The sequence below is a fragment of the Nocardia sp. NBC_00403 genome (assembly GCF_036046055.1).
Classification (GTDB): domain Bacteria; phylum Actinomycetota; class Actinomycetes; order Mycobacteriales; family Mycobacteriaceae; genus Nocardia.
On the sequence record NZ_CP107939.1, the window covers coordinates 5,882,130 to 5,905,139 of the forward strand.

Consider the following 23,010-nt stretch of genomic DNA (forward strand, 5'->3'; position numbering starts at 1 on the left):
TCTTTTCGCCGAGGCGCTCGGCAAGGCCGTCGAATCGCTCGAGCACCCCGCACCGACGACGCCCCGCCGAAAACTGCGGCAACACTCTGGTGCCAACCGCAGCCCGCCACCACTCAGACCCGACGACTCGACCACCCCGCAACCGGAGAACCGACACCCGGCCAGAACCCAGTCGGTGAGAACGAACCGGCAACGCAGTCGATGACGAAAGGGTGGAACGATTCCGAAGATGATCCGTTCCGTATCCGTCGACGCCGCTTGAATAGTCGAACACGATAAGGAGACAGTTGGCATGTTCGATGATGACCTCGCTCAAAGTCTGGTGGACCGGGCTACCACGTTCCAGCGGGCGCTCGTCGCCACTTCGTGCTTGAACCGAGCGGTCGCCCTCACGCACGACGAGTGGACGGACCGTGAGGTACCCGGATTCCGGCAACTCATCGATGACTCAACGGAATTCTGTCGGGCCCGAGCGGTCGGCGGTCCGCCCCGGACTGATCCGGACCTCCTGAACGCACGATTCCGCGAGATTCTCGGCCCGGACGATTGGCCGTGCGACGAACCCGACGGTCTCGCGGCCTGGCTCATCGACGTGGTCTCGATCGCGGATTATGTGATACGGACGTGGAACGAGCCCGACCTGAGCGATTCTCGGTGCTTCAATGTCCTTGTCGCCTCCTATTCCCTGGCGGGAATGTTGAACGACGATGCTGTTCAAACCGGCGCCCGGGAGCTCGGCGAGCTCGAGGTCACGAGGCAGATCGCCGACCTACGAGCGGTGACCAGCCTGCACAATCCGATCGGTGTCGACCAATTGGACTGGCTGTTGGCGGAGTCAGATGCGCTCGCCGAAGCGTATCGGCGAAGATTCCAGGATATTGTCGCTGAGTATGGATCGGAGCGATGACGGAGTGACCGCACAGCTACGATGATTGCGATCGTCACTGAAGTCGCCTACCTGGCAGCGTGATTGCCGGGCTGTGTGGTGGCGTTCGTGCTCCCCCGGCTCCGTTCCTCCGACCACATTTGATCCTGGTCGAGTGCCGACGATGCTCCCAGCGCCTATGACGGCTGTGATGACCAGGTCGCCTGTTGCGGCTTTTCGGATGCTCAGGCAGCCGGATCAGGATGCGGTGTCCGCGGGCTGACCCGCCTGCCGTCGAACAACTTCCGCGCATAATGCCCGCTCACGGTTGGTGAAGCGTGCACCGATGAGGGTCGCTGACAGGAGCGGCCCGACCAACTCTCGGGCAGCACTGTGCAATTCCCTACCGCGCAGCTTCCCGATCATGCCGGCGACCGTGTCGGTCACGAGATCGGTGGTCCATATGCCCGGCATGGCCGGCACGCAGTGCTCAGCGGCGGGCGACTGCCCTCGATACCACCGACCGTCGTCCCACCAGGAGCAGAACGAGAGCAGACCGGCATCGCGGCGCGGGTTCAAGACGGGGCTGGCTACCCAACTCGGCGCGCCCTCAAAGAGATTCGGCGGCGGCCGGGCCCCGCCTGTCCTCCCTTGTTGCCGGTGCACGGCGCGGCGCTTGGCCGCTGGGCTCAGAATGCAGCGAAATCTAAGTTGCTGCACTTCGTAATTCGGAGCTCGGACCGGCGGCAGATGCCCGCCGCTCAGTCTTCGGCCCTACGCCGCTCGGATCGACCGGATCTTCAACCGGTTCGACCCGTCCGACCTCGTCGCAGCGTCGACCCAAATCACCGATACAGACGACGAAATCCCTTTGTGCCCTGAGGAACTCACCGCATGATGAAAGCACTCGCCTGCTTCGGACACCACTGGCAGCCGAGCTCGCCGTTCGCGGCGGCCGACGTCTGAGAACTGGCCGGTTCGACTCTGCCCGGCGGCACCTACCGCCCCGTGTTCGACGACGATATCTGGAACTTCACCGCAGTGGTCGGGCTGCCGGTCCAGATGGGAAAGTCCAGCCGCCGGTTGGATTTCACCGCAATCCGCGCCCACCGATGGCAGCTGGTCGCGAAAGAGCTGATCATGGCCCTACTCGCGCCGCACCATCTGGCTGTCGCACCGCTGCCGCAGGCATACCGAACGCCACTGCACCCGAGCAGGTGCATCGGCCGGCTCCACGAAATCTCCGGCTGTTCGATGGCGTGTGCGGAGGGAGCGGCCGGGTGGCGGTTACGCTCGCGCAACAGGAAACCTTGCGGTAAACGGCTCTCGCCTACGGATATTGCCGCCCAATTCCGGCGTCCCCCTGGAGGAATCATAAAGGCTCTGGTCTCGACTCGGGCCTGCCGCGACCTCCTCCGGCGAACAGCACGGTTGCTACGCAGACTTCGGTTCCGGAGCGGTGCGGATGCAGCGGCACGCCTCCTGGTCGAGGGAGCAAATCTTTCGGTGTTGTTGCGGATGTCTGCCCGCGGTCGGTGGACCATGCTTGCTTGCGGATGCTTTCGGCGGAGGTGCAGTGGTGAGTACGTTGAAGGCTGCGCAGGCCGTGCACAACTTCGTCCATAACTCGGCGTGGAAGCCGATACAGCTGCAGTACGCGCTGCGGCAGGCGTTGAAACTGCCCGCGCCGGGCGGCGACCCCGAGCAGATAGCCGCACGCACAGGCCCAGGCCTATCACGGGACCGCTACGCGGCTGACGCAGGTAGAGCACCCCCGCGAGGGCCGCCACAAGGGCAGCGGTCCCTTTCGAGCCGCAGTCGGGAATCCCGTTTCTAATCGAGGAGTTCTATGCACAACACAATCCCTGGTCGCGGTCTGTCCGCTCGTGCCCTGCTCAATCGGCGAGTCACGGCGGCAGTTCTCGGCATTCTCACCTCCGCGGCAGCAATCAGTGGCTGTACGACTGCGTCGTCTCCGACGGGCCAGTCGTCAACGACGGCTTCGACCGTGGTCACCGCACCCTCCTCGCCGGCTTCCGGTACCCCTTCTCTGTCGGGCAATGGCGCCGGTCCCTCCCAGTCGGGTGGTGGCGATGGATCTTCCCTGTCAGGAAGCGGCGACCCGAACACACCCTCGGCGATGCCGACCTCGCCGGAATCCCCTGCCCCGCAACCCACTACATCGGCATCGGCATCGACGCAACCCAACTCGAGCTCGTTCCCGCCATCGGGGACGCCGTTCGGCGGCGAGGGCCTTGGTGCACAACAGATCACCGACTTGCAGAAGGCCGTCGACAGCGGCCACCAGCCCTGGCGGCTGGACCGCATTCAAGTCGCAAAGACTTTCGTGCAGAGCCGATTCAGCTGGACCAGCGTCCAAACTAGCGGCGGCGCCCCCACGATCGTCTTCGTCACCAACAGCGATGGCGGCAAGGTCGCCTTGAACCTCAGCCAGCCCGCGACCCAAGGCGCCCAGGGAATCTGGGTCGTGCAGAGTGGGATGTGGAGCCGCGAGGGTTGAGGATCGAAGTGAGAGCCGCCGGAATCGAACCCGCGCTCTCAGCTGGCCTCGGCGAATCCTGGGGCATCGCGGCGGTGACCAGTGTGATCGTTTTGGCGGCGCGGACCGGGCTGGACAGTCCGGCTCGGATCCGGCCGGCCAACTCGGTGGCGAAGGGAAGGTGGTCAGTCCCGGGCCCCCTGGCGCATGGCAGGCTGCGCAGGACAGTGGTGCACGGCTGGTGGGGTCGAACGCCGCGACCAGCGATCGCAGGCGCGGCTGTGCATTCTTGCTCGTAGAGTGGAATAGGTTGTCGCCGTATAGGTTCCCGTCCCGGGAATCGTTGAAGGAGCTCGACTTCGACCATCAACGGTCATTGAAACGCGACACAATCGCCGAGCAATGGTCACCGGAGACGTTACAAATGCAGATGCAGGCACCTTTGCGACCATGGCCCGGCGACGGCATCCATCGTCCAGTCCTTCCGCCATCCGAACGGCATCACATGGACCTCGACGTCCGGATCCAAGGTGTGGACTCTCACCCGCAAACTCTGCAGTAGCGCGGCGGATACCTCCGGATCGGCCGGGTCGGCGGACAAGCCCGCGAAGCCATTGATAACAACGCTTTTGACGCCCGTTTGCCGAATTGTCCTGCGGATCGCCTTTGCCGCCGGCCTGAGTCGTGCGGCTGAATCACCCGACTCCACGCCCACCAAAAGGAATAAGCAGTTGTCGTAGTCCTGCACCGCATCAATCTCTTGAGAGCTTAGGTCGATTGCATGTGGCGTGGGCGAAACAGTCCACAGATGACGAGGACAGTCTCGACGACCTCGATCCACGTCGGCGAACCGCGCAACCCGCACGTGTGGTGAAGCTCGTCGTCAGCCGCGGCGACGGTTACGTACTCCACAGGTACGCACGTGATGGCACGTCGCGCCACGGTGAGTCGACCCGGGTCCGCCACCGGATCCCGTTGATGAGCCGTCGTTTAGTCCATCTCGGTGGACGGCCGGTTTTCGTCGGTCGGGGCAGCAGCGGTTCCAGGCGTGCCCATTGGGCATCGGTCAGGTCCGCGCGTCCCGACACGTTGCGCTGGTCGCGAGGTCTCCGGTAATTCACGTTCTTCTTCGTCGCTGAACCGTCTACCGGAGTCCTTTTCTACATCTGGTGACCGACACACCAACGCGGACAACGTGTTCCATAAACACCCAGGTGAGAGGCACCGCAAAGCGGTGCCTCTCACCTCAAGCCGCTTCGAGCGATATCCGGTGAACTCAAGGCATCACGCAGCGCCGCACGTGAAGTGACGCCGAGCTTGGGGAACACCTGATAGAGGTGGGTACCGACAGTGCGCGGCGAGAGGAACAGTCGGTCGCCGATCTGTTTGTTGGTCAGCCCGGACGCGGCGAGCAACGCGATCTGTCGCTGCTGCGGGGTGAGGTTTCGATGGAGCTGGCCGGCGCGGTGGCGCGCCCGGTCGCACGGAGTTCGTTGCGCGCGCGGTCCGCCCACGGTCGAGCCCCTAGCCGGTCGAAGGTGTCCAGTGCCGCGGTCGGGTGCCGGCGGGCTCCGACAGTGACTTTCGCGCGGCGAAGGCGCTCACCGTAGGCGAGTTGGATTCGAGCGTGGTGGAAGGGCCATCGCTCGGCGCCGGGTGTCGCCAGCGCGAGGTCGAATCGGTCGCGCCAGTCCTCGGGTCCGGCGACCATGGCTCGGGCTCCGGCTACCACCAGCCCCAGGCGCGGCGAGATCGCCGCGACATCGGTAGGTAGTGTGCTGCGCGTCAGTGGGACGGCATGGATCCCAGCGGCTGCAACAACCAGGGCATCGCCTCGATCGGCACTGCCGCAGCAGATCGGTCCGTCCGGCTCGTCTTGGACCCGGTCGTGAATTCGGAATCGGTCCCCATAATGACGCAGCCTTCACTGTTGACCAGCACCAGCCGCTGACCGAATACCTGGAAACGCGGAAGCAGGACCTCCTCGATCGAGGCAGCCGACACATCGGCACCGGCGATTCCGAGGAAGGCTCCCGATGTGGTCGTGACCGGTATCGCGAACGTACACACGCACCGATTAGTGCACGCGTAATCGCGGTGCGGCCCGTCCACCCACCGCTTACCCTGGTCGCGCGGGATCACGAACCAGTCCATTCCGGTGTAGTCGTAGAAGTATTCACTCTGCGGATTCAATTCGAGCATCAGGCGTCGCGGTCCGCGTTGCACGTCCAGAAGCCACCATTCCAGATGCCGGGGCTGATCCACGAGAAGGCCGTCGGCCAGCACAACGCCTGCGCCGTCGAACAGATTCCCATGCCGCTCGAGCTCTCCGACAATGGTCTCGCGCAGCGGTGCTAGATCAGTCGACCGAGGAGCGGACCCCAGCAGACCATCCCACAGGGTCGTCAGCGCGGTCCCGATGGTTGCTAGCGACAGGTAGATCTCGTCGGCCAGTCTTGCGACGGCAGAAGCGAGCGACTCGACGGTCACCGGGGCCGGAAAGTTATCGGTCTCCTTCATCGATCACGGAGCTCCAAACGTAGGGCGAGGAGGCGGCGGATGCGTGATTCTGTATGTCATTCTGCCAGTTCTCTCGCCTGGGCATCATCTTCTCGTTCGATCGCGTCTAGCGGCTTAACGCGTGGGAGCAGTTCATCTCGTCCCTGGACTATGACATCGAGATCCGGCGGGTCATCTGCTCGACGGCTCGACGAACCGATCGAGTCGTTCACCGCCATCTACCGGCGTGGGGATGGCGTCTCCGGTGCCCGGATCGTCCCCGCATGCGTGGGGAGCACGGTTTGGTTGTCGCGAAGCCGTCGAGTTCGGCCGGATCATCCCCGCATGCGCGGGGAGCACGCCGAGTTCGGCCACGAACATCTCGAGGCCGACGGATCATCCCCGCATGCGCGGGGAGCACACTTGTTGACCTGGCAGTATCCTCAGCAATCCGTCGATCTTCATTCGGCTTGTTCATATGGGGTCACTCAACCCCGGAGCGATGTCAACACATTCAACCGATTCCTCAACACCGACCCGTGGCTAGACGGGTGAATTCCGGCGGCAGTTACAGGTGAATTTGGGCGGCGTTCGGTGTCCCGCTTGGCGATTTGTGCAGACGAAAAATGACAGCACTTCGTCTGTCAGGGGGCGGGTTGGGGGCGCTGGCCGGGCGGCCCGCTCTGGGTGGTGCAAGTCGGGAGAGGGACTCTCGGTATGACTGGGGTTATCACACCGTCGAGTCGTCACCGAGAGTTCTTGCGTCAGCGTCGCTTACCTGCTTGTGTTCGTCGTGCGCGGCCTACAGCGAGTCGCTGACCGGCATCCTCTTGGTCGACGTCCGACTCGACGCGGTCTGGGTCGAGTCGGACGACTATGTCCAGTTCGTCTGGGGCGTCTTCATGATTCCCTTCGGCGAACTCGACTGCCCGATCGGTGTTTCGGCCGTCCGAACACGTCATGGCAGAGGGCTGTAGTCGGTCGGCCAGCAATCCTTGGAAATGCGGGCACGTCATGATGTCGTCGTGTGGGCATTCCAAGCCGCCCTCGAGCATGTCGAGTGCGGCCTGCGCCCGGGCGATCCGTGCCAGCAACCTCTCGCGGTGGCCGGCCATCACTTCATGGCGGGCCGGTGCGGACCGGGCGGCCAACATCGTCCGGATGTCAGCGAGTCCGAGGCCCGCCTCCTTCGAGATCAGGATCGCCGCCACCCGGTACAGATCCGTGTTGGTGTAGCGGCGACGGTCGCCCGCGCGGGCCGGTTTCAGCAGTCCTTCCGCCTCCCAATGTCGCAGCACGTGTGTCGGCAACCCGAACTGAGCCGCCACCTCGCCGATTGACTTCATGGCGACATTAAGTCGCACAATGACGGTCATGTCCACATTGCTTACCCTCCTCAACGCCTTTGATGACCTACCCCAGGCTCGTAACCTGCGGGAACACACGTACGAAGCGCTTGGCGACACCGTTGTCGACGTCGGCTGCGGGGGCGGGCGCGCCGTCGGCGAGTTAACTGCCCGTGGTGTGAGAGCCGTCGGCATCGACCTGGACCCCGCCATGATCGAGATTGCCATCGAGCGCTGGCCCATGAGCGAGTTCCACGTCGGTGACGCCACCGAGTTGCCTCTCGATGACGGCTCGGTCACTGGCTACCGCGCCGACAAGGTCCTGCACGCCCTCGCCGAGCCCGAGCGAGCCGTCGTCGAGGCCCGCCGGGTCCTGGCCAGAAACGGCCGCGCGGTGCTCGTCGGCCAGGACTGGGACACGTTTGTTATCGACTCCGACGATCCCGACCTCACCCGCACGCTCGTCCACGCTCGCGCAGACGGTATGCCAAACCCGCGGGTCGCCCGCCGATACCGGAACCTCCTGCTGGACAACGGGTTCGTCAACGTAGCCGTCGAGGTCCATACGATCGTGTGGACAGACGGCGCGTGCCTGCCGCTGCTCGCCAACATCGCAGGAGAAGGCGCCTGGCTCGATGAGCAAGCCGCCAGGGCACGCAACGATCGGCTGTTCCTCGCCTTTCCGGTCTTTCTCGCCTCCGGCACTCGCGCCGATTGAATACCAGCTTGGGGTGGCTCTGGTGGGGGTAGCGGGCGGCTGAAGTGGACGTGTCGGGGTTGCTGGCGGGCTACGCCGTGCTTGTCAGCGCTCGGGCCCGGTGACGGATTCCTGGTCGGTTTCAGTGATGTTGGTGAGCATGACGGCCGTGAAGCGGTAGAGGTCTTCGCGCAGGCATTGCGTGGAGTAGGCGCGACCGGCAAAGCGGTCCAGGCAGATGCGAGCGTCCTGGTCCGCGGCGAGCCAGTCATTGATGAACTGGAGCAGTTCGGCGAGTTCGGTGGAATCACCGATTCGGATGCTGCTGCTGTCGGACATCCGGATAACCCCGAATCATGGTGTGACCAGGTAAGTCCAGACAAATACCGGCGTCACCTGGGTATTGCGGTAGGTGGTCAGGGTTGGAGTTGCAGCGCCTGCTGCTGCGTCGGGTCCTTCGGCCGTGCGGTGTGTCCGGCGGCTTGCGCGGTGCGGGTCAGGCGGTAGCTTTGGGTGCCGGTCTCGATGATGTGCCCGCCGAAGGTCAAGCGATCGACAATGGCCGAGCACAGACGAGGATCGGTGAAAGTTTTCGTCCAGCCGCCGAACGACTCGTTGGATGCGATAGCGACACTGCTCTTTTCCTCCCTCTCGGTCAGAACCTGGAACAGCAGCTCAGCGCCACGCCTGTCCAGCGCCATATACCCGAGTTCGTCAAGGCAGAGCAGATCAACTCGGCCGTAGCGGGCGATGGTCGTACTCAGAACTTTGTCATCGGCGGCCTCGATCAGTTCGTTGACGAGCTTGGTGGCCAGGGTGTATTTCACGCGGAAGCCCTTCATCGCGGCCTCGGTGCCCAACAAGATCAGCAGATAGCTCTTGCCGGTGCCCGAATCACCGATCAGACACAACGGCAAACCTTTCTCGACCCACCGGCAGGTGGCGAGAGTGTGGATGAGTGCAGCATCGATGCTGAGGTTGGCGTCGAAATCGAACGCGCGCAACGACTTATCGCGCGGGAACCCGGCTGCGCGGATGCGCCGCTCGGAGCGGCGGCGAGCGCGATCGTCGCACTCGGGCAGCAGCAGCTCGGCGATGAACGCCCGATACGACATCTGCTCACGTTCGGCGGTGTCGGCGATCTCGCCGAACTGCTGACGAATCGTGGCAACCGCAACATGCGACATGCCTGATCGATCGAGGCGTCCGCGGCCTGCTCGGTCATTCGGCGGCGCCGCGGCGCGCTAGAGGTTGTCATGAACTGGTCCCTTCTTTCGGTGGATGGGGATGGCGCAACAACTGGTCGTAGATGGCCACCGACGGCAACGGCCTCAGATCGGGTGGGAGTTGCGTCAGTCGGCGTGTAGTCAGCGACGACACGCCATTGGCCTGGGCATCGGGGGTGTCCAGGTCCACAGGGGGCGCTGGCGGCGGGGTCGTATCGGCGATCTTGCGGGCCTCCAGTGCGACAGCATCAGCGGTCAACGCACCGACCGACAGCGCGACCTCGACGCCCGCGACCACCTGGTCGTGGGGCATGTGCCGATGCAACAGCAGCACTTCGATGAGCGCGCGGGTGCCGTCACGATCACCGTGTGCCTTGCGCGCGGCAGCCCACCATGCGTCGTGAGCGGCGGTGAACTTGCCGGCCAGGCGAGCCTGCTCCAACGCTGTCGCCCCGGCAAGTGCTCCGGCTTGCGCATCAGCCCTTCCAGATAGTGATCGAGGTCCATGCGGGTCTGCGCCTTGCCCGCGATCCGCTCGTGCCGGGCGACCTCGACCCGGTTGTCGTAGACGACCAGCATCGATGCATGCAACAGCACCCGCAGCTGGCGGCCGATCAGCCGGACCGGAACGCTGTAGCGGTTGGTGCGCACCGTGATCAACGAATACCGGTCGACACGCGGGGTGAACCACAGCCCGGTCTCGAATTCCTCCTCCGGCAGCGGTTTCAGCAACGGTCTCTCGACCTCGAAGTGCTCACCGACAGTCCTGGCCCGGGCACCGATCCGGCGGGCGTCATCGGCGCAGTCCGCACCCGTCGACCATCGCGTTCAGCTCATCTACCGAGTTCACGCAAGGCACGGGCACGAGGTGGTTGCGACGGAACCACCCGATCTGTCCCTCCACACCGCCCTTTTCGTGGGCGCCCTGTTGTCCGGGCTGGCAGTAGAAAACATCCAGGTCATAGTGGGATCGGAAGGCCGTCCACCGGTCGGTCTCCACTCGCAGACGGGAGAATCCGATGACCCGCGCGACGGCCGCATTCAGGTTGTCGTACCGCACCTTGCCGAACGGCACTCCGCCCAGCATGCGGAACGCATGGACATGTCCCTCGAAGAACGCCTCCTGCCCGCCCGAGGTGGAGATTCGGCGAATCGACTTGCCGGAGAACGAGAGCCGGAACGAGAACAGGAACATTCTGACCGGCTCACCACGAAGCTCGACCACGAGTTCGCCGAAGTCGACCTCGGCCTCGTCGCCGGGCCGGTGTGTCTGAGGAATGAACACATCGACCGGGCCACGACCGGCCGCGGCGCGGATCTCCGGGGCCCGTTTTGCCACATACTCACGCACCGTCTCGTAGGAGACGTCGATCATGTAATGCTCGTCGATCAACCGCGCGAAGATCCGCCGCACCGTATGCCGTTGCTTGCGTGGCGCATCCAGATCGGCCCGTAGCCACTCAGCGATGACCGGTTTGAACTCATCGAGCTTCGATGCGCGCGGCGGATACTTTCTTGCGGTCGGTCGGTCGGTCGGCCACGCCGAATTCAATGCCGCGCGGACCGTGCGATACGAGACGTTGTACTTGCGCTCCAGCCCCCGACCCGACATCCCTGCCCGCGAATCCCGGCGGATAGCGGCATACAGCTCCACCTTGGACTGACGAGGCGGCAACGACGGCTCCTACGAAGCAGGTTCCGGCGTCGACGAAACGCACAGAACGTTGCGCCGCAACCTACCACCGTCCAGGCCACGGTGACGTCAAAATTCGTCTGTACCAACATCTTCAGGTCGAGGGTGCCGCCGAGATTCCCCGGTAAGTGCTGTCACAGATGACCTGTACAACCAATTAGCCGTAGGACAGCCGCGCCAGGCCGGTGTCGGGGCACACGTACCAGTCGTCGAGCGCTTTAGCGGGGCTTGGCGCCAGCGCAGCCGCCAGATGGTGGCGGCGGCGACGCCGGCCCGCGACACCACATCCGTGTCAGTGGCCATCGCAGGCTGACTGGTTGGCCATTGATACGGGCCTACTGCATCAGTTGGACGTGGGGGTGATCGGGTGACGTTGGGCAGACGCGAAGGATCATGTTGTAACCGCGAGCAATTGTGACGTCGGGGCCTGTGGTCGTGCTGTAATCATCTGCGAGGGCCTGATCTTCGTGGGGGCCGCCGGTGCCGTCGACCGCCAGCAGTTCCGCGGAGCGGTCGTAGATCCGTATCTGCTGGGTGTGGAGTTGGTCCTGCAGCACCCAGAGCCGGGCGTGCTCGATCAGATCATCGAGATCGGGCAGTTCGAGCCGGGTGTTCAACGTGCCGTGACCCGGTATCGGGGTGTGAGCTTCCAGACGAAACCGCGCCGTCACTCACCTCCGGTGTCCGCATCCGCCGCGACGAGCTCGGACACACGTGTGCTCCATCGGTAGCGGCCTGGTGCGTCCTGGGCGGACTCGACGATCGCGTCGTCGCCCTCGATCTCGACGACCCGGAACACCGATACGCCACCGGCCACCAGCAACACCTGATCGCCAACCTTCACCATGCCCACAGCCTATCTCTAACAAACCGCGCGGTATGCGGAATCATCGAACTTATGTTCGAGTATTGGAGTGATGATTTCACAGCGTCGCTCCGCCACGTCGTCGACCCGCCAATACCGGTCCGCGTCGACCTGAACGTCGCGATCTCGCCGCAGGGCGCGTTCCGCAAAGACGCAGTGTCGATGCGCGTGAAGGCCGGCGGGCTCGACCTCACGACCGCCGTGCCCGGTCTGCTCTACGCCTGGGCCCGCTGCATTTCTCTGCACTTGGCAATCAGCTCCACCGAATCGGCCGCAGCGCTCCGCGCAGCGCCAGCTCGGCACGGTTAGCAACGCACTCTCATTCCGAGTTGAGTGCGTCGATTCGGGCGAGGGTATTTTGCGCGGGCGCCGAATCCAGGCTTCGGTATTACCTGAACCGGGGCAAGTCCCGAGCCGGTGCTGCCGGTGCCAGGACCTTGGACCTGACTTCGCGAGCGTCGAGGTCGGGGGCTACCCGGCTGTATGAGCGGCTCGGATTCCAGCCGCGTGAATCACGCGTTTACCGGTTCGCGCAACCGGCTGACCTCCGGCAGCAACGCACTCTCGAGCCGCGATCCGAGGCGGTCGACGCGGGTCTCCCGTCGGCCGAGCACTAATGCAGACTTCGAGTCCGATCACTCAGCCCACAATCCCGACAAGGAACGCGACCTTCAGCGCCGAAACCGATTCCAGGGCCATCTTGTCGCGCGCCGGGTACAGCTCGCTCGTCCGGAGTTCCATCGAGGGACCGACCTCCATCATGGCAAATTCAGTGCCGCGGCAGCTTCGAGGGTGGTGATTTTCTCTCCGTATCCGGCCAAGTGTGCAGCATGTCGGTACCGGCAGACACAATGCAGGACATGGAAAACGGTGATGACAAGGACGCGGCCCAGCCCTCCCCGGCTGTGAACAGATGGACGGTGGGTCTCACCTGCGCCGCGGTCGTCGCGGCCGGCTACCTTATCGCCTGGCTGGTGCACGAGCCGGAGCCGTCGGAGCCCACGGCTCGGGCCAAAAACTCCTATGTCACCCCGCCGGTCACGTTTCCGGTGCAGATCCCAGGCTGTGATGTCGTGGAACCTCCGCGGCAAGCGCAATTGTTCGGCGTGATGTACTCCGACAAATATGAATACGACAATCCGTCCTATCCATGGTTCTCCGGTTCCAAGGCTGTCGCGATGACGCAGGCGCTGCAGGATGCGCTGCCCGGTGATGTCGAGATCGCCTTCGCCCCGGTAGCGCGCTCGCTGGTGTTCCAGCCGATCATCGGCGATCCCACGCAGAACAAGAGATTCGGCGATTCGACCGAGGCACGCGCCACGCTGCTGCGTGGTGACCGAGCGGGCGCGCTGGCGGTGACCGTTCGCCAATCCACCACACCGATTCCATCGTGCGTCGCCGGCGATCTCGACGAGCGTCGCCACCTCCCCGACGGCACGATCGTCGATACCGAGGACACCTGGTACGAGATCAATGGGGTCCGCACCCTCTCGCGCAACGCCACCGGTTACCTGCCCGACGGATCCGTCGTTCACGCGAACGCCACTGATCAAGCCGCTGACGGCAGCGGCCGTACCCGCGCCCTCCCCCTGGCCATCGATGAACTCGTCGCGTTCGTGACCGAACCCGGACTACGCATCGGCGCGCCGGTTCCGCCCGGAACGCAGGACCCGCCCGAGACCTGCCTTCGCTTCTCGAAATCCGGCGCGGTGATCGATCAGGCCCAAGCTCGTCGATGGGACGAGGTGCTGGCGCAGATTCCGCTCGACGGTGTGACCCTCGACCGGCCGCTAGGGGCGCTGCTGCCAGGGTATATGGGCGGCGGCGTGTGCCAGGCGGTTCGAGTGACGACGCCAGGCCGACAATCGCGGTTGAGCGTCGTGATCAGCACCGGGCAACCCGTCCCGCAGGAGCCAGATAATTCGTCGTACGACGGTGCGACGCGGCGGCTGCCGGACGGGGCGGTGGTCGAGTCCAGCGAGCTGGGAAGCTCGCCGTCCCGCACCGTCACCATCACTCGCCGGTCCGGGGTGCAGATCCAGGTCAGCTCCACCGATGCCGCCGATGAGCCTCTGCCGTTCGCGGCTGGAGGAGATCGCCCTGAATCCGGAACTCGAGGTGTCGCGATAAGGACGATTCCCGGGCTGCGCAATCTCGTGCTCGCCGCCGCGAGGGGCGTAATCACCAGCGCCGGTGCGGTGGTGATTCTCTCGCGACCCGAGGACAGTACGCGCAAGATCACCAGAACCACGCGGATTCCGCTCCGGGTTCCGCCGTCAGTTCGTGCCGGTATCAACCGATTCGGACCCGCACAGTGAGCGCGGTAGTCGGCGAGACCGGATGCGGCGCAGGAACATTCACTATTGCTGCAACCCGTGCGTCTCGAACCAGCCTGTGCGGGCAGGCGGAAGATCGACATCCTGAGCGGCTTCCGGCGCCGGTAGTGCGCGCCCATGCCGCATACCGACAGAAACGACGACACAGGGTCAACTTCGGAACCGTGGAACACCACGATGTACGGCACCACCCGCGGCGGCTCGACCTGCTGCACACTCCCGATCGCCGGCAGCTCGATACGCCCGTCACGAAGCGCGCGCCTCGGCTCCTCCACTCGATGCACCCCCATAAACGTTAGACCCGTAGATCAACGACTGAAGTGCAGTTAGCAGGACCGACGGCTCTTGGACTGGGTTGATCGGGTTCGCCATCCCAGCGGGTCACAAAGGGCAAGGGCGAGTCGAGACCAAGCAGTGGTGCGCGAGCCGAGCTATATCGGGGTCGCCGTAGTATCGGCCGAATTTCGGGCGGATATGGCGTAGCTGCTGGTCAGTGGGTGCGGGAAGTGCCGGGGCCGATGAGGCTGGTCAGTTCGCGCATCGCCTGGGGAGACGGTTTGAAGTAGCGGCGCAGGTTCTCGGCCTTGCGGCGCCGCGACTTGGCCATCAGTTCGAGCAGGCTCGCGCCGGATTCGCCGAGGTGCGTCAGCCCGGAGTGCCGGAGTTCGTGGAGTTCCCAGCCGGTGCCAGACCCCCTGGCGGCGGTGGCGGCGTCGAGCAGGTCGTAGGACAGCCGCGCGAGCCCGGTGTCGGGGCAGCGTCGCGGTCGGCGAGATATTTTCCCGGCTCGGGACGGCGGTGGGTCACGAACACCGGCCCGTGGGCGCGGCCGCGGATCAGCCTGGGCAGGCCCCGGGCGGTGCCGGCATCCCAATACACGGTTTCCAGGACGTTAACTGCCCGTCCTCGAGATTCCCGACAGAGTCCTTCAGTGAAGATCCGACTGGACCTCGGTCAGTCGATGCCTTCGACGATGCGGAAGTCGCGCTCGACGCCGTCGGAGAGGGCGACCAGCGCCTCCTGGTAGGCCGCACTCTCGTGCGCCGCGACGGCCTGCTCGAAGCTGTCGAACTCGATCAGGATGGTGCGCTCGGCGATTCCGGCGTCATGCGCCACGACCCGACTGTCAAGGGCGAGGATCCGACCGCCCCCGGCCTTGACGGCCGGAGCGGCCAGCTTGTTGTAAGCAGCCAGCTTCTCAGGGTCTGAAATGGTGCGCTAGGCGCTGACCCAGTAGCCCTTGGGCATGGAACCTCCAGTGTTGGGATGAGTGCATCTGACTTACGGGTTGGTCTCGGACGAGCGTCGGCGGGCGAGAGCGAGGCTTGTCAGCGTCGTGATCGCCATGGCGCCGATGCCGACCAGCGCCGCGGTGGTGTAGGCGCTGTCGTCGGGGAAGAGGTGGCCGGGGCCGGTGCCCGCGGCGAGGATCAGGCCGCCGATGGCGCTGCCCAGGGAGTACCCGATGCTGCGGACGACGTAGTTGAAGCTCATAGCGCTCGACGTCTCGCTCTTGGGGATGACGGCCAGGATGACGCAGGGCATCGCGGCCGAGAAGCCGCCGACGCCGAAGCCGAGCACGCCCATCGCCGCGAACAGTTCGGCCAGATCCGACCGGGCCGCCGCGAACAGGGCGAACCCGCCGCCGACCACGACGGCGCTGCCGGCCAGGAGCAGGGGGTCGGCGATCCGCGTCCGGACCCGCGGCGTGAGCTTGCCGGCGACGAACCCCAGCACCGAGAACGGGATGAGGACCAGCCCGGCGACGAAGGTCGTCAGCCCGAAGCCGTAGCCGGCGCCGTGCGGCGTCTGCGCGTACCGGGTGATGAGCGTGAGCAGGAGGTACATGCCGATTCCGCCGACGAACATGGCGAGGTTCGCCCCGGCGACCGCCGGGTGCCGCACCGTCCGCACATCGACCAGGGGCGTCGTGCTGCGCAGCTCGACGACGGCCCAGACGCAGAGCAGCACCACCGCGACGACGGCGAGACCCGCCGCCACAGCGAGGTGCCGACTCCACAGATTCCGTTCGCCGGCGAGGAACAGCACCAGGAGCAGCGCAGCGGCCAGGACGACCGCGCCTGCCACGTCCACGTGGGCGGAGCGGCCTTCGGGGGCTTCGGGCATGGAGCGCCACGCGGTCAGGAGGGCGGCGGCGGTGACGACCAGGCCGAGGCCGTAGGCGGCCCGTACCCCGCCGAGCTCGGCGAGCAGTGCGGCCAGCGGGTAGCCGACGCCGACCCCGATGATCGAGACCACCGAGATCAGGGCGATCACGGCCGCGCTGCGCTCCTCGGGGAGGTGGTCCCGGGCCACGCCCATCATCAGCGCCGTCAGCCCGAGCCCGACGCCCTGGGCCGCCCTGCCTGCCAGCAGCCACGCGAACGGCAGCGGCAGCACGGTGAGCGCGCTGCCGGCGACGACGACCGCCAGCGTGGCGAGGATCGTGGCCCGCCGATGCGGGCCGGCTCCGAGCCGGCCCAGGACCGGCGTGGCGACGGCGCCGCTGAGCAGCGCGACGGTCAGCGTCCACTGCGCGCTGCCGAGCGAGACGTGGAACGAGGTCGCCACGCTGGTGATGAGCGGCGCCCCGAGGCTGCCGATCGCCGCCACGACCAGAGCGATGAACATCAGGGCGGGGACCAGCAGGCGCGCCTCGGAACGCGCCACCGGGAACGCCTTCACCGCGACACCGCCGACCGGCTGCCCGGTCACCGCTTCGGCCATTCGCGGTCCTGGCTTTCGAGCTCTGCCAGATGCTTCAGCGCCGAAAGGGCCGCCACCAGCGCCTCGACCTCGTCGCCGGTGAGCTCGCCGATCAACCGCTCGAACGCGTGGACGCCCGCCTGGCGCCGCGTCCGGACATAGGAGGCGCCGGCCTCGGTCAGGCACACCAGCGTGACCCGCTTGTCGGACGCGTCGCCCCGCCGCTCGACCAGGCCGGACTCCTCCATCACCCGGACCAGGGCGGTCATCGCGGGTTGGGTGACGCCCTCGACCGCGGCCAGATCGGTGATGCGCCGCGGGCCGGTCCGGTCCAGGGTGGCCAGGGTGGCGGCGGACGTCAGGCTCATGTCCCGGGGCAGGCGTCTCGCGGCCGTGGTGGCCAGGCCGTAGAGGGCTGCCCCGATGGCGGCGGACGCGCCAGGAGCGGTGTTTTGACGACTCATGCTCAAAGCATAGCATTTTTATATTCATAATCTATGGAAATAGTCGACTGGTGCGGGCAGCCTCGATCCGCACCCGCGGCGGCGGCCGGCCATCGCGCTCGGTGCGCAGCCGGAACCTGCCGCGCCCGTCGACCACGGCCTCGGGGGAGCAATGGAACAGTGGTTGGCGTTAAGCATTGACCGACGTCATGGACGCCGTTGACGGCGAGCATTCCCGCCGGTTACCCGTGCTTGTCCGGTTCGGCGTCGGCGAAGGCGCGGTATCCGCCGAGATCTCGGGCTGGGCGAGGACGTCGCCGCGGTGTATGACTCGGACCGGACCCGGGGCCATCATCGGATGCTGATCCGCCGGTGTAGCGAGTTCGTGTCGGACATTCAGCAAGACCGCCGTCGTCGTCATCACCGCGAAGTCCGCCGGGCGTAAGGTCTTCGGCCTCGCCACCGCAGGCGTCCGTCTCGCGTGACCTCTTGCGCGTCAGTCCGGCAGCCAGTGCAGCTCGTGTGCCAGGGTTTTGGCGACGGCACGGATGCGGCGGTGTAGTGGTGACTGCACGCGCGGGAGGACCAGGTGGATCGTCAAGGTGGGTGCGCCCTGCAGCGGTCGCCAGGTGAGACCGGCCGTTTGTGTCGTGACCGCGGCTTCACCGGCCGGGGCGAGGGTGAGCCCGTCGCGCAGGTCGCGCTGAGACATGTCGAAAGAGACTGCGGGCGTGTGGAATCGGGGGGTTGGCCGGGTGTCGCGGAACAGGGCGGACAGCTGATCGTGGATCACGGGGTTGGCCGCACGGTCGGGGAGTCGCAGCGGATACGCGGCCGCATCGGCGATCTCGATCTCCGGGTGTTCGGCCAGCGGATGATGCTGCGCCAGCTGGACCCCGATCCGCTGACGCCGCAGCAGGAACCGGCGCACGGCACGACCCGGCTGTTCACCGCGGGTGATCCCCGCATCGATGCGGCCGTCGGCGACCGCGAGGGAGATCTCCGGTGTCGCCATCGGGACCGCGCCGACCTCGAGTCCCGGGCTGCTGCGAATGAGCCTGTCCACCAGGGCCGGTGCCGTCTCGGCCCCCGCGCTGAGGCTGTATCCGATGCGCAGCGTGCCCAGTTCACCGGCCCCCGCGCTCCGGGCGATGTCCCATGCCCGGTCCAGCGCCGCCAGCGCTGGCGGCGCGGACTCCGCCAAAGCCGCACCGGCCGTGGTCAATACGACGCTACGCGTGTTACGAACCAGCAGGGCCGTACCGAGTTCCGCCTCCAATCGGCGCATCCGGGCACTGAGTGCGGGCTGCGCGATACCGATCCGTGCGGCCGCGCGGGTGAAGTTCAACTCCTGCGCCAGCACCAGAAAGTACCGCAGGCTCACCGTATCCGGCGCCACATGCCCTCCCCCTCGATTGATAACGATCCGTTTTGAGTCTATCCCGTATCGGTCTTTCCCTCGACCGCACATCAAGCCCTAACCTGCGCATATGACGATTCCACTGACCGCAGTACCCGTCGCCGGGATCGATCGATCTGAGTGTCAATTCGAAGTCGGACGTGTCCGGCCGAACACAGGAGGTTTTCATGACTAAGGGCTACTGGGTCAGTGTCTACCCCGCCATTTCCGACCCTGAGAGGCTGACTGCCTACAACAAGCTGGCCCGTCCGGCTGTCCTGGCTGGGGGCGGGCGCGTCCTGTCCCGTGGCGGTCGAGTCGTCGCCCACGAGGCCGGAATCACGCAACGCGTCGTTCTGATCGAGTTCGACAGCTTTGAACAGGCCGTCGCGGCATACGAGAGCGAGGCATACCAGAAGGCGCTGGTGGCCCTCCCCGACGGCGTCGAGCGCGACTTCCGCATCATCGAAGGCATCGACTGACCGGCGGGCCCAGCCATCGCTGAGCATCCGTCACCTGATACGCACGCGGTGCTGAACGACGACTCACGAGACGAGTTCGCAGCCATGCCCCGCGTCCCAGTTCGTCGTCGACGTCCTCGACGGCCTGATCCCTGTCGGGCGGATCGAAGAAGCGACGCGACGTCCGGGCCAGCTGGACTGTCTCGCTGACCTCGTCGACAAAACTCACCCTCGCCCGAAGCGAACCGCGAACCGCTTCTCACACGACAGATCGGTCCAGCGAACACAAGGCTTCGATGACCAGGGGCGCATCCTGCATCCATCTGCCGTGTGCCCCGTCGGGGCTACCCGGCACGAATCCTGGACCACCGCAACTGGGTAGCACGACTATCGGCTCCCCTTCCGATCAGGCCATCAGACTTCTCGAGGTGATCGACACCCAGTCCCTGACCTCGTCCTGATCTCCTCGGCCAGTTGACAATCCGCGAGCATCAAGCGAACGTTTGACCGTTGATTTCTAACGAGAGGTGATCCTTGATACGTACGTTACGGACCATCGGCGCGGGCTTGGCCAGCGCGGCGATCGCAGTCGCCACCCTCGGCCCGGCTGCGTCGGCCGACCAGCCGGCGGCGGACGGCCCCGGAGCACTGGTGTTCGCGGACGAGTTCGACGGTACTGTGATCGACCAGTCGAAATGGGCCATCCACTCGAACGCGGAGCCCGACCAGTGCCTCGCGAACAAAGGCAATCAGCAGCTCGAGTGGCACACCTGGGACGCGCTGTCGGTCGGCAACGGCGTACTGACGGTCACTGCGCGCAAGGACAACCCGCAACCGGGGTACGAGTGGTCGAGCGGGCTGATCACCACCGGGCAGGCGTGCGGGCACGACCCGGCCCACTCGTTCGCGGTGAAGCCTGGTGACTACGTCGAGACCCGGCTCAAGCTCCCGGCGGCGAAGGGGTTCTGGCCGTCGACCTGGACGTGGAACGGGAACGGTTCGAACGAACAGGACACCTACGAGTTCTACAGCGACAACCACCGCAAGCTGTACCTGACCAATCACCAGTCGGGCGGTGGCAGTTGCCCGTACGAATCCCCGACCGACCTCACCACCGACTGGCACACGATCGCCGAACGCCTAGGCCCGAACAAAACCACCTGGTACCTCGACGGCCGCCAGATCTGCGAACAAGGCCCGTACTCCGGCACGGGTGACGCCCTGATTTTCGACCTCTTCGTCTACGCTGGCATCCCACCCACGGTCACCCAGGAGTCGACGCAGGTCGACTACATCCACGTCTACCGCCCCTGACCCACCACCCGCGTTCAACGACTTGATCATCACACCCTCGTGACCGGAAGCGAGCGCGCCGTCGAAGTACCGGGCAAGGCCACGATCTTCGTCTTGCCGGACCGCGTCTCGCGGACGGTCTCCGAGGCCTGCGCGACATCCGAGAACAGGCGGTAACCCCGGGGTGTGACATATCGCTCAGGACTGCTGTTAATTCACCATTGGCAGAGCTGCGAAAGCGTCAATAAACTGGACACCTTTGGACGGGCCGGACGGTGAGACCCATGGCCTCATGGCGCGGGTGCACGCACCTGTTCTGGCAGGACGTCCGATCGAATGCCTTTCCAAGCAGTGTGCCGCAAAGAACCAGACGTGGCCTCCCTGAACTCGATCTGACCAACCAACAACGGTTCCACCCAATGGGCATGGCTCGCGATCTCCGGATGCCGACCTAGCGGGTTCCGCCACAGGTGTCGGCCTCGTCGGTCCACGGTTCGAACTCGGGTGGGCGACCGGCCCAAGTTCGTCGGCGGTCATACACTTTGACACGAGCGCTTGGCAGTCTCCACATCGCTCGCTTGACGAGTTCGTCGTTGTAGTCGACGTCGTGGCCGACAAACCAGATCGTGTCGGCTCCCTTCGCGGTTCGGCTGGCTGTACGACGTTCGAACTGCGTCGGCCGCAGTTGCACCTCCAGCGCGTACGGCGGTTGCGGCACGAAGATGTCGGCACGGATGTTCGGGTCTTCGGGGGCAAATCGGCATGTGGGGTCCACACCGCCGGAATCCGGCGGTAAGCCCGCTATCGCAGATAATTCGCGGAGTCGGCACCACTTGGCGGGCGCATCTGCCCAGGTCAGCGCCGGAGCTACCGCAGATAATTGGCATTTGTCTGCGCTAACTCCTTAGAGCGTGTCTCATGTCGTGGCCTTCCGGGCTTTCGTGAGTTTCTTGAAGCAGGTCAGTGCTGCGGCGAGGGTCAGGAAGGCGCAGAAGTGTGTGTCTTTGCGGTCGTATCGGATGGAGAGTCGGCGGTAGCCGAACAGCCAGGCGATGGATCGTTCGATGACCCAGCGGTTCGGCCGAGCTTCGGGCTGGACTCGATACCTTTGCGGGCGATCCGGACACCGATTCCGCGCTGACGTACCCACCGGCGCAGTTCGATGTGGTCGTATGCCTTGTCGGCGTGGAGTTTTCCGGGTTTGCGTCGCCGCGGTCCACGCCGGGATCGCACTGCCGGGATCGCTCGGACGAGTGGTTTGAGTGCGTCGGCGTCGTTGGTGTTAGCCGCCGAGACCGCGACCGCGAGCGGAAGCCCGTTGCGGTCGGACAGCACGTGGATCTTCGAGCCGGTCTTGCCGCGGTCGACTGGGCTCGGTCCGGTCATAGGGCCCCCTTTTTGGCTCGTACCGACGCCCCCGTCGCAGACCGCGCGGGACCAGTCGATCAAGCCTTCGCTGCCGAGTTCGTCGAGGATTGCGCGATGTAACCGGCGCCAGAGCCCGGCCTCGGTCCACACGGTGAACCGCCGATGCGCTGTCGGCACGCTCACCCCGAACGACGGCGGTAGCAGCCGCCACGCGCAACCACTGGTCAGCACGAACACGACCGCCGTGAACACCGCTCGTTCATCGGTCGGCGCGGTCCCACGCCCTGCGGGCGCTCGGAGAACTTCGGCAGCAACGGCTCGACCAGCGCCCACAACTCATCCGGCACCAGCCGCCGCGACAGATCATCGACCACAGCCAGACATCATGCTGCACAACCGATTACGACACACCCCAGACCAACCTCAGCGACATGAGACACGCTCTAAGCGAGGTGATCCGGGGAATACAGACCAGTTGAATACAAGTCCTTACCAGTCCCCCGGGCCCAGTAGGACGTCGAACGTGGGAAACGAACTGACCTTTGGGCGGCAGCGTTCGGGTGCTTAGGAGCCCCTAACGCTGTCCGGCTACGTCCTACGACGCCCGACCTCGGCGGCGTAGGCGTCGGCGGGGGCGCCCGGAAGGTTGGTCCACCGCACCACCGGCACGGTTTTCTGCGCTACGAGTCGATGTGCGAGGTGTTAAACAGCAGCGGTATGGGTTTCAGCTGCCCGCGCTGCCGGTGGAAGGTCGCGCCCTGCGCAGTTCGCAGGCCAGCCGGTCGGCGTCCGGCTGGTCCTCGCCGGAACGGGCGCAGCCCTGCGAGGTGTAGCCCCGTTCGTTGTAGCCTTGCCGGTCGTAGCCCCACCTGTCGTAACCCCAGCGATCGTAACCCCACCGGTCGTAGCCCCAGACATCGAAGCCGTCGGGGCCGTAGGGGTCTTCCGGCTCAACAGGTTTCGGAAATGACGGAGTCGTCACGGGCGGTTCGGTCGTGACCGGCGGAACACTGGTGACCGGCGGCGTGGTCGTCACCGGCGGCACGGTGGTTACCGGCGGCGCGGTCGACACGGGCGGCACAGTCGTCACGGGCGCGATGGTGACAGGTGCGGTAGTAGCCGGGGGTTGATCAGGGGTTGCGAATGCCGGTATGACCAACGCGGCCGGAGCAAGCACCACCGTCCCGGCGACTGCGGCCAGCAGGACCGACTGTCGAACCGTGCGCGGACTTCTCCTCCAATGAGACATCGTTGACCTCCAACTCGAGATAAGCGCGCTCGCCGCACCCGAGTCCCCTATCGGTCGAATGTCC

23 protein-coding genes, 3 pseudogenes and 1 riboswitch are annotated in these 23,010 nt (G+C 65.4%); of the genes and pseudogenes, 8 read left to right on the top strand and 18 right to left on the bottom strand.

Annotated features, from left to right (window positions below):
- Positions 1-292: 292 nt before the first annotated feature.
- Both OHQ90_RS26095 and OHQ90_RS26100 read left to right on the top strand, forming a co-directional pair.
- The gene (locus OHQ90_RS26095; RefSeq protein WP_328401786.1) at positions 293-907 is read left to right on the top strand and encodes a hypothetical protein; all 615 of its coding nucleotides are present in this window, start codon (positions 293-295) and stop codon (positions 905-907) included.
- 2,098 nt (positions 908-3,005) lie between these two features.
- The gene (locus OHQ90_RS26100) at positions 3,006-3,386 is read left to right on the top strand and encodes an acyl transferase (protein ID WP_328401788.1); all 381 of its coding nucleotides are present in this window, start codon (positions 3,006-3,008) and stop codon (positions 3,384-3,386) included.
- Between the two features lie 397 nt (positions 3,387-3,783).
- Here OHQ90_RS26100 and OHQ90_RS26110 read toward each other — a convergent pair whose 3' ends face one another.
- The 5 genes from OHQ90_RS26110 to OHQ90_RS26130 form a co-directional block, all read right to left on the bottom strand.
- On the bottom strand, positions 3,784-4,113 hold the full coding sequence (locus tag OHQ90_RS26110; protein WP_328401790.1) for a threonyl-tRNA synthetase editing domain-containing protein: 330 nt from the start codon (positions 4,111-4,113) through the stop codon (positions 3,784-3,786).
- 151 nt (positions 4,114-4,264) lie between these two features.
- A complete protein-coding gene (locus OHQ90_RS26115; protein WP_328401792.1) occupies positions 4,265-4,486 on the bottom strand; it encodes a transposase in 222 nt (73 codons plus the stop codon).
- 120 nt (positions 4,487-4,606) lie between these two features.
- On the bottom strand, positions 4,607-4,879 hold the full coding sequence (locus tag OHQ90_RS26120) for a response regulator transcription factor (RefSeq protein ID WP_328401794.1): 273 nt from the start codon (positions 4,877-4,879) through the stop codon (positions 4,607-4,609).
- 271 nt (positions 4,880-5,150) lie between these two features.
- A complete protein-coding gene (locus OHQ90_RS26125; protein ID WP_328401796.1) occupies positions 5,151-5,885 on the bottom strand; it encodes a cache domain-containing protein in 735 nt (244 codons plus the stop codon).
- A 743-nt stretch (positions 5,886-6,628) separates the two neighbouring features.
- Positions 6,629-7,210, bottom strand: coding sequence for a MerR family transcriptional regulator (locus OHQ90_RS26130; protein WP_328401798.1), 582 nt, complete (start codon positions 7,208-7,210; stop codon positions 6,629-6,631).
- Between the two features lie 19 nt (positions 7,211-7,229).
- Here OHQ90_RS26130 and OHQ90_RS26135 point away from each other — a divergent pair, with 19 nt between their 5' ends.
- Positions 7,230-7,928: a methyltransferase domain-containing protein gene (locus OHQ90_RS26135; RefSeq protein WP_328401800.1), complete on the top strand. Its 699-nt coding sequence runs from the start codon at positions 7,230-7,232 to the stop codon at positions 7,926-7,928.
- Positions 7,929-8,012: 84 nt separating this feature from the next.
- Here the strand turns inward: OHQ90_RS26135 and OHQ90_RS26140 are convergent, their stop codons facing one another.
- The 5 genes and pseudogenes from OHQ90_RS26140 to OHQ90_RS26160 form a co-directional block, all read right to left on the bottom strand.
- On the bottom strand, positions 8,013-8,246 hold the full coding sequence (locus tag OHQ90_RS26140; protein WP_328401802.1) for a hypothetical protein: 234 nt from the start codon (positions 8,244-8,246) through the stop codon (positions 8,013-8,015).
- Positions 8,247-8,323: 77 nt separating this feature from the next.
- A pseudogene (gene istB, locus OHQ90_RS26145) lies at positions 8,324-9,165 on the bottom strand (IS21-like element helper ATPase IstB).
- A pseudogene (gene istA, locus OHQ90_RS26150) lies at positions 9,162-10,745 on the bottom strand (IS21 family transposase). The pseudogenes istB and istA overlap by 4 nt, the downstream one beginning before the upstream one ends.
- Positions 10,746-11,161: 416 nt before the next feature.
- Positions 11,162-11,497 (bottom strand): hypothetical protein, encoded by a 336-nt coding sequence (locus tag OHQ90_RS26155; RefSeq protein ID WP_328401804.1) that lies wholly within the window; start codon positions 11,495-11,497, stop codon positions 11,162-11,164.
- Positions 11,494-11,673, bottom strand: coding sequence for a hypothetical protein (locus tag OHQ90_RS26160; protein ID WP_328401806.1), 180 nt, complete (start codon positions 11,671-11,673; stop codon positions 11,494-11,496). Before OHQ90_RS26160 ends, OHQ90_RS26155 begins: the two co-directional genes overlap by 4 nt.
- A gap of 51 nt (positions 11,674-11,724) precedes the next feature.
- On the opposite strand from OHQ90_RS26160, the gene OHQ90_RS26165 reads away from it, so the two are divergent.
- Together OHQ90_RS26165 and OHQ90_RS26170 are read left to right on the top strand one after the other, a co-directional pair.
- Positions 11,725-12,000 (top strand): hypothetical protein, encoded by a 276-nt coding sequence (locus tag OHQ90_RS26165; protein WP_328401808.1) that lies wholly within the window; start codon positions 11,725-11,727, stop codon positions 11,998-12,000.
- A gap of 380 nt (positions 12,001-12,380) precedes the next feature.
- Positions 12,381-12,445: riboswitch (guanidine-III (ykkC-III) riboswitch) on the bottom strand.
- A gap of 106 nt (positions 12,446-12,551) precedes the next feature.
- Positions 12,552-14,009 carry a hypothetical protein gene (locus OHQ90_RS26170; protein ID WP_328401810.1) on the top strand — a complete coding sequence of 486 codons (1,458 nt, stop codon included), beginning with the start codon at positions 12,552-12,554 and terminating at the stop codon, positions 14,007-14,009.
- Positions 14,010-14,517: 508 nt separating this feature from the next.
- On the opposite strand, the gene OHQ90_RS26175 is transcribed toward OHQ90_RS26170, so the two are convergent.
- From OHQ90_RS26175 to OHQ90_RS26200, 5 genes are all read right to left on the bottom strand, one after another.
- A complete protein-coding gene (locus OHQ90_RS26175; RefSeq protein ID WP_328401812.1) occupies positions 14,518-14,901 on the bottom strand; it encodes a hypothetical protein in 384 nt (127 codons plus the stop codon).
- Between the two features lie 80 nt (positions 14,902-14,981).
- On the bottom strand, positions 14,982-15,239 hold the full coding sequence (locus OHQ90_RS26180) for a DUF1330 domain-containing protein (RefSeq protein WP_328413107.1): 258 nt from the start codon (positions 15,237-15,239) through the stop codon (positions 14,982-14,984).
- 69 nt (positions 15,240-15,308) lie between these two features.
- Positions 15,309-16,754 carry an MFS transporter gene (locus OHQ90_RS26185; RefSeq protein ID WP_328401814.1) on the bottom strand — a complete coding sequence of 482 codons (1,446 nt, stop codon included), beginning with the start codon at positions 16,752-16,754 and terminating at the stop codon, positions 15,309-15,311.
- A complete protein-coding gene (locus OHQ90_RS26190; protein WP_328401816.1) occupies positions 16,739-17,197 on the bottom strand; it encodes a MarR family winged helix-turn-helix transcriptional regulator in 459 nt (152 codons plus the stop codon). The genes OHQ90_RS26185 and OHQ90_RS26190 overlap by 16 nt, the downstream gene beginning before the upstream one ends.
- A 475-nt stretch (positions 17,198-17,672) precedes the next feature.
- The gene (locus tag OHQ90_RS26200; protein ID WP_328401818.1) at positions 17,673-18,575 is read right to left on the bottom strand and encodes a LysR family transcriptional regulator; all 903 of its coding nucleotides are present in this window, start codon (positions 18,573-18,575) and stop codon (positions 17,673-17,675) included.
- A 188-nt stretch (positions 18,576-18,763) separates the two neighbouring features.
- On the opposite strand from OHQ90_RS26200, the gene OHQ90_RS26205 reads away from it, so the two are divergent.
- Positions 18,764-19,057 (top strand): DUF1330 domain-containing protein, encoded by a 294-nt coding sequence (locus OHQ90_RS26205; protein ID WP_328401820.1) that lies wholly within the window; start codon positions 18,764-18,766, stop codon positions 19,055-19,057.
- A 513-nt stretch (positions 19,058-19,570) separates the two neighbouring features.
- Positions 19,571-20,350, top strand: a complete 780-nt coding sequence (locus OHQ90_RS26210; RefSeq protein ID WP_328401822.1) for a glycoside hydrolase family 16 protein — start codon at positions 19,571-19,573, stop codon at positions 20,348-20,350.
- Positions 20,351-20,619: 269 nt separating this feature from the next.
- On the opposite strand, the gene OHQ90_RS26215 is transcribed toward OHQ90_RS26210, so the two are convergent.
- The 3 genes and pseudogenes from OHQ90_RS26215 to OHQ90_RS26225 form a co-directional block, all read right to left on the bottom strand.
- A complete protein-coding gene (locus OHQ90_RS26215; RefSeq protein WP_328401824.1) occupies positions 20,620-20,820 on the bottom strand; it encodes an ATP dependent DNA ligase in 201 nt (66 codons plus the stop codon).
- A 425-nt stretch (positions 20,821-21,245) separates the two neighbouring features.
- Positions 21,246-22,071: pseudogene (locus OHQ90_RS26220) on the bottom strand (IS5 family transposase).
- 350 nt (positions 22,072-22,421) lie between these two features.
- Positions 22,422-22,679 carry a hypothetical protein gene (locus OHQ90_RS26225; RefSeq protein WP_328401826.1) on the bottom strand — a complete coding sequence of 86 codons (258 nt, stop codon included), beginning with the start codon at positions 22,677-22,679 and terminating at the stop codon, positions 22,422-22,424.
- 13 nt (positions 22,680-22,692) lie between these two features.
- On the opposite strand from OHQ90_RS26225, the gene OHQ90_RS26230 reads away from it, so the two are divergent.
- On the top strand, positions 22,693-22,827 hold the full coding sequence (locus OHQ90_RS26230) for a hypothetical protein (protein ID WP_328401828.1): 135 nt from the start codon (positions 22,693-22,695) through the stop codon (positions 22,825-22,827).
- Positions 22,828-23,010 lie beyond the last annotated feature (183 nt).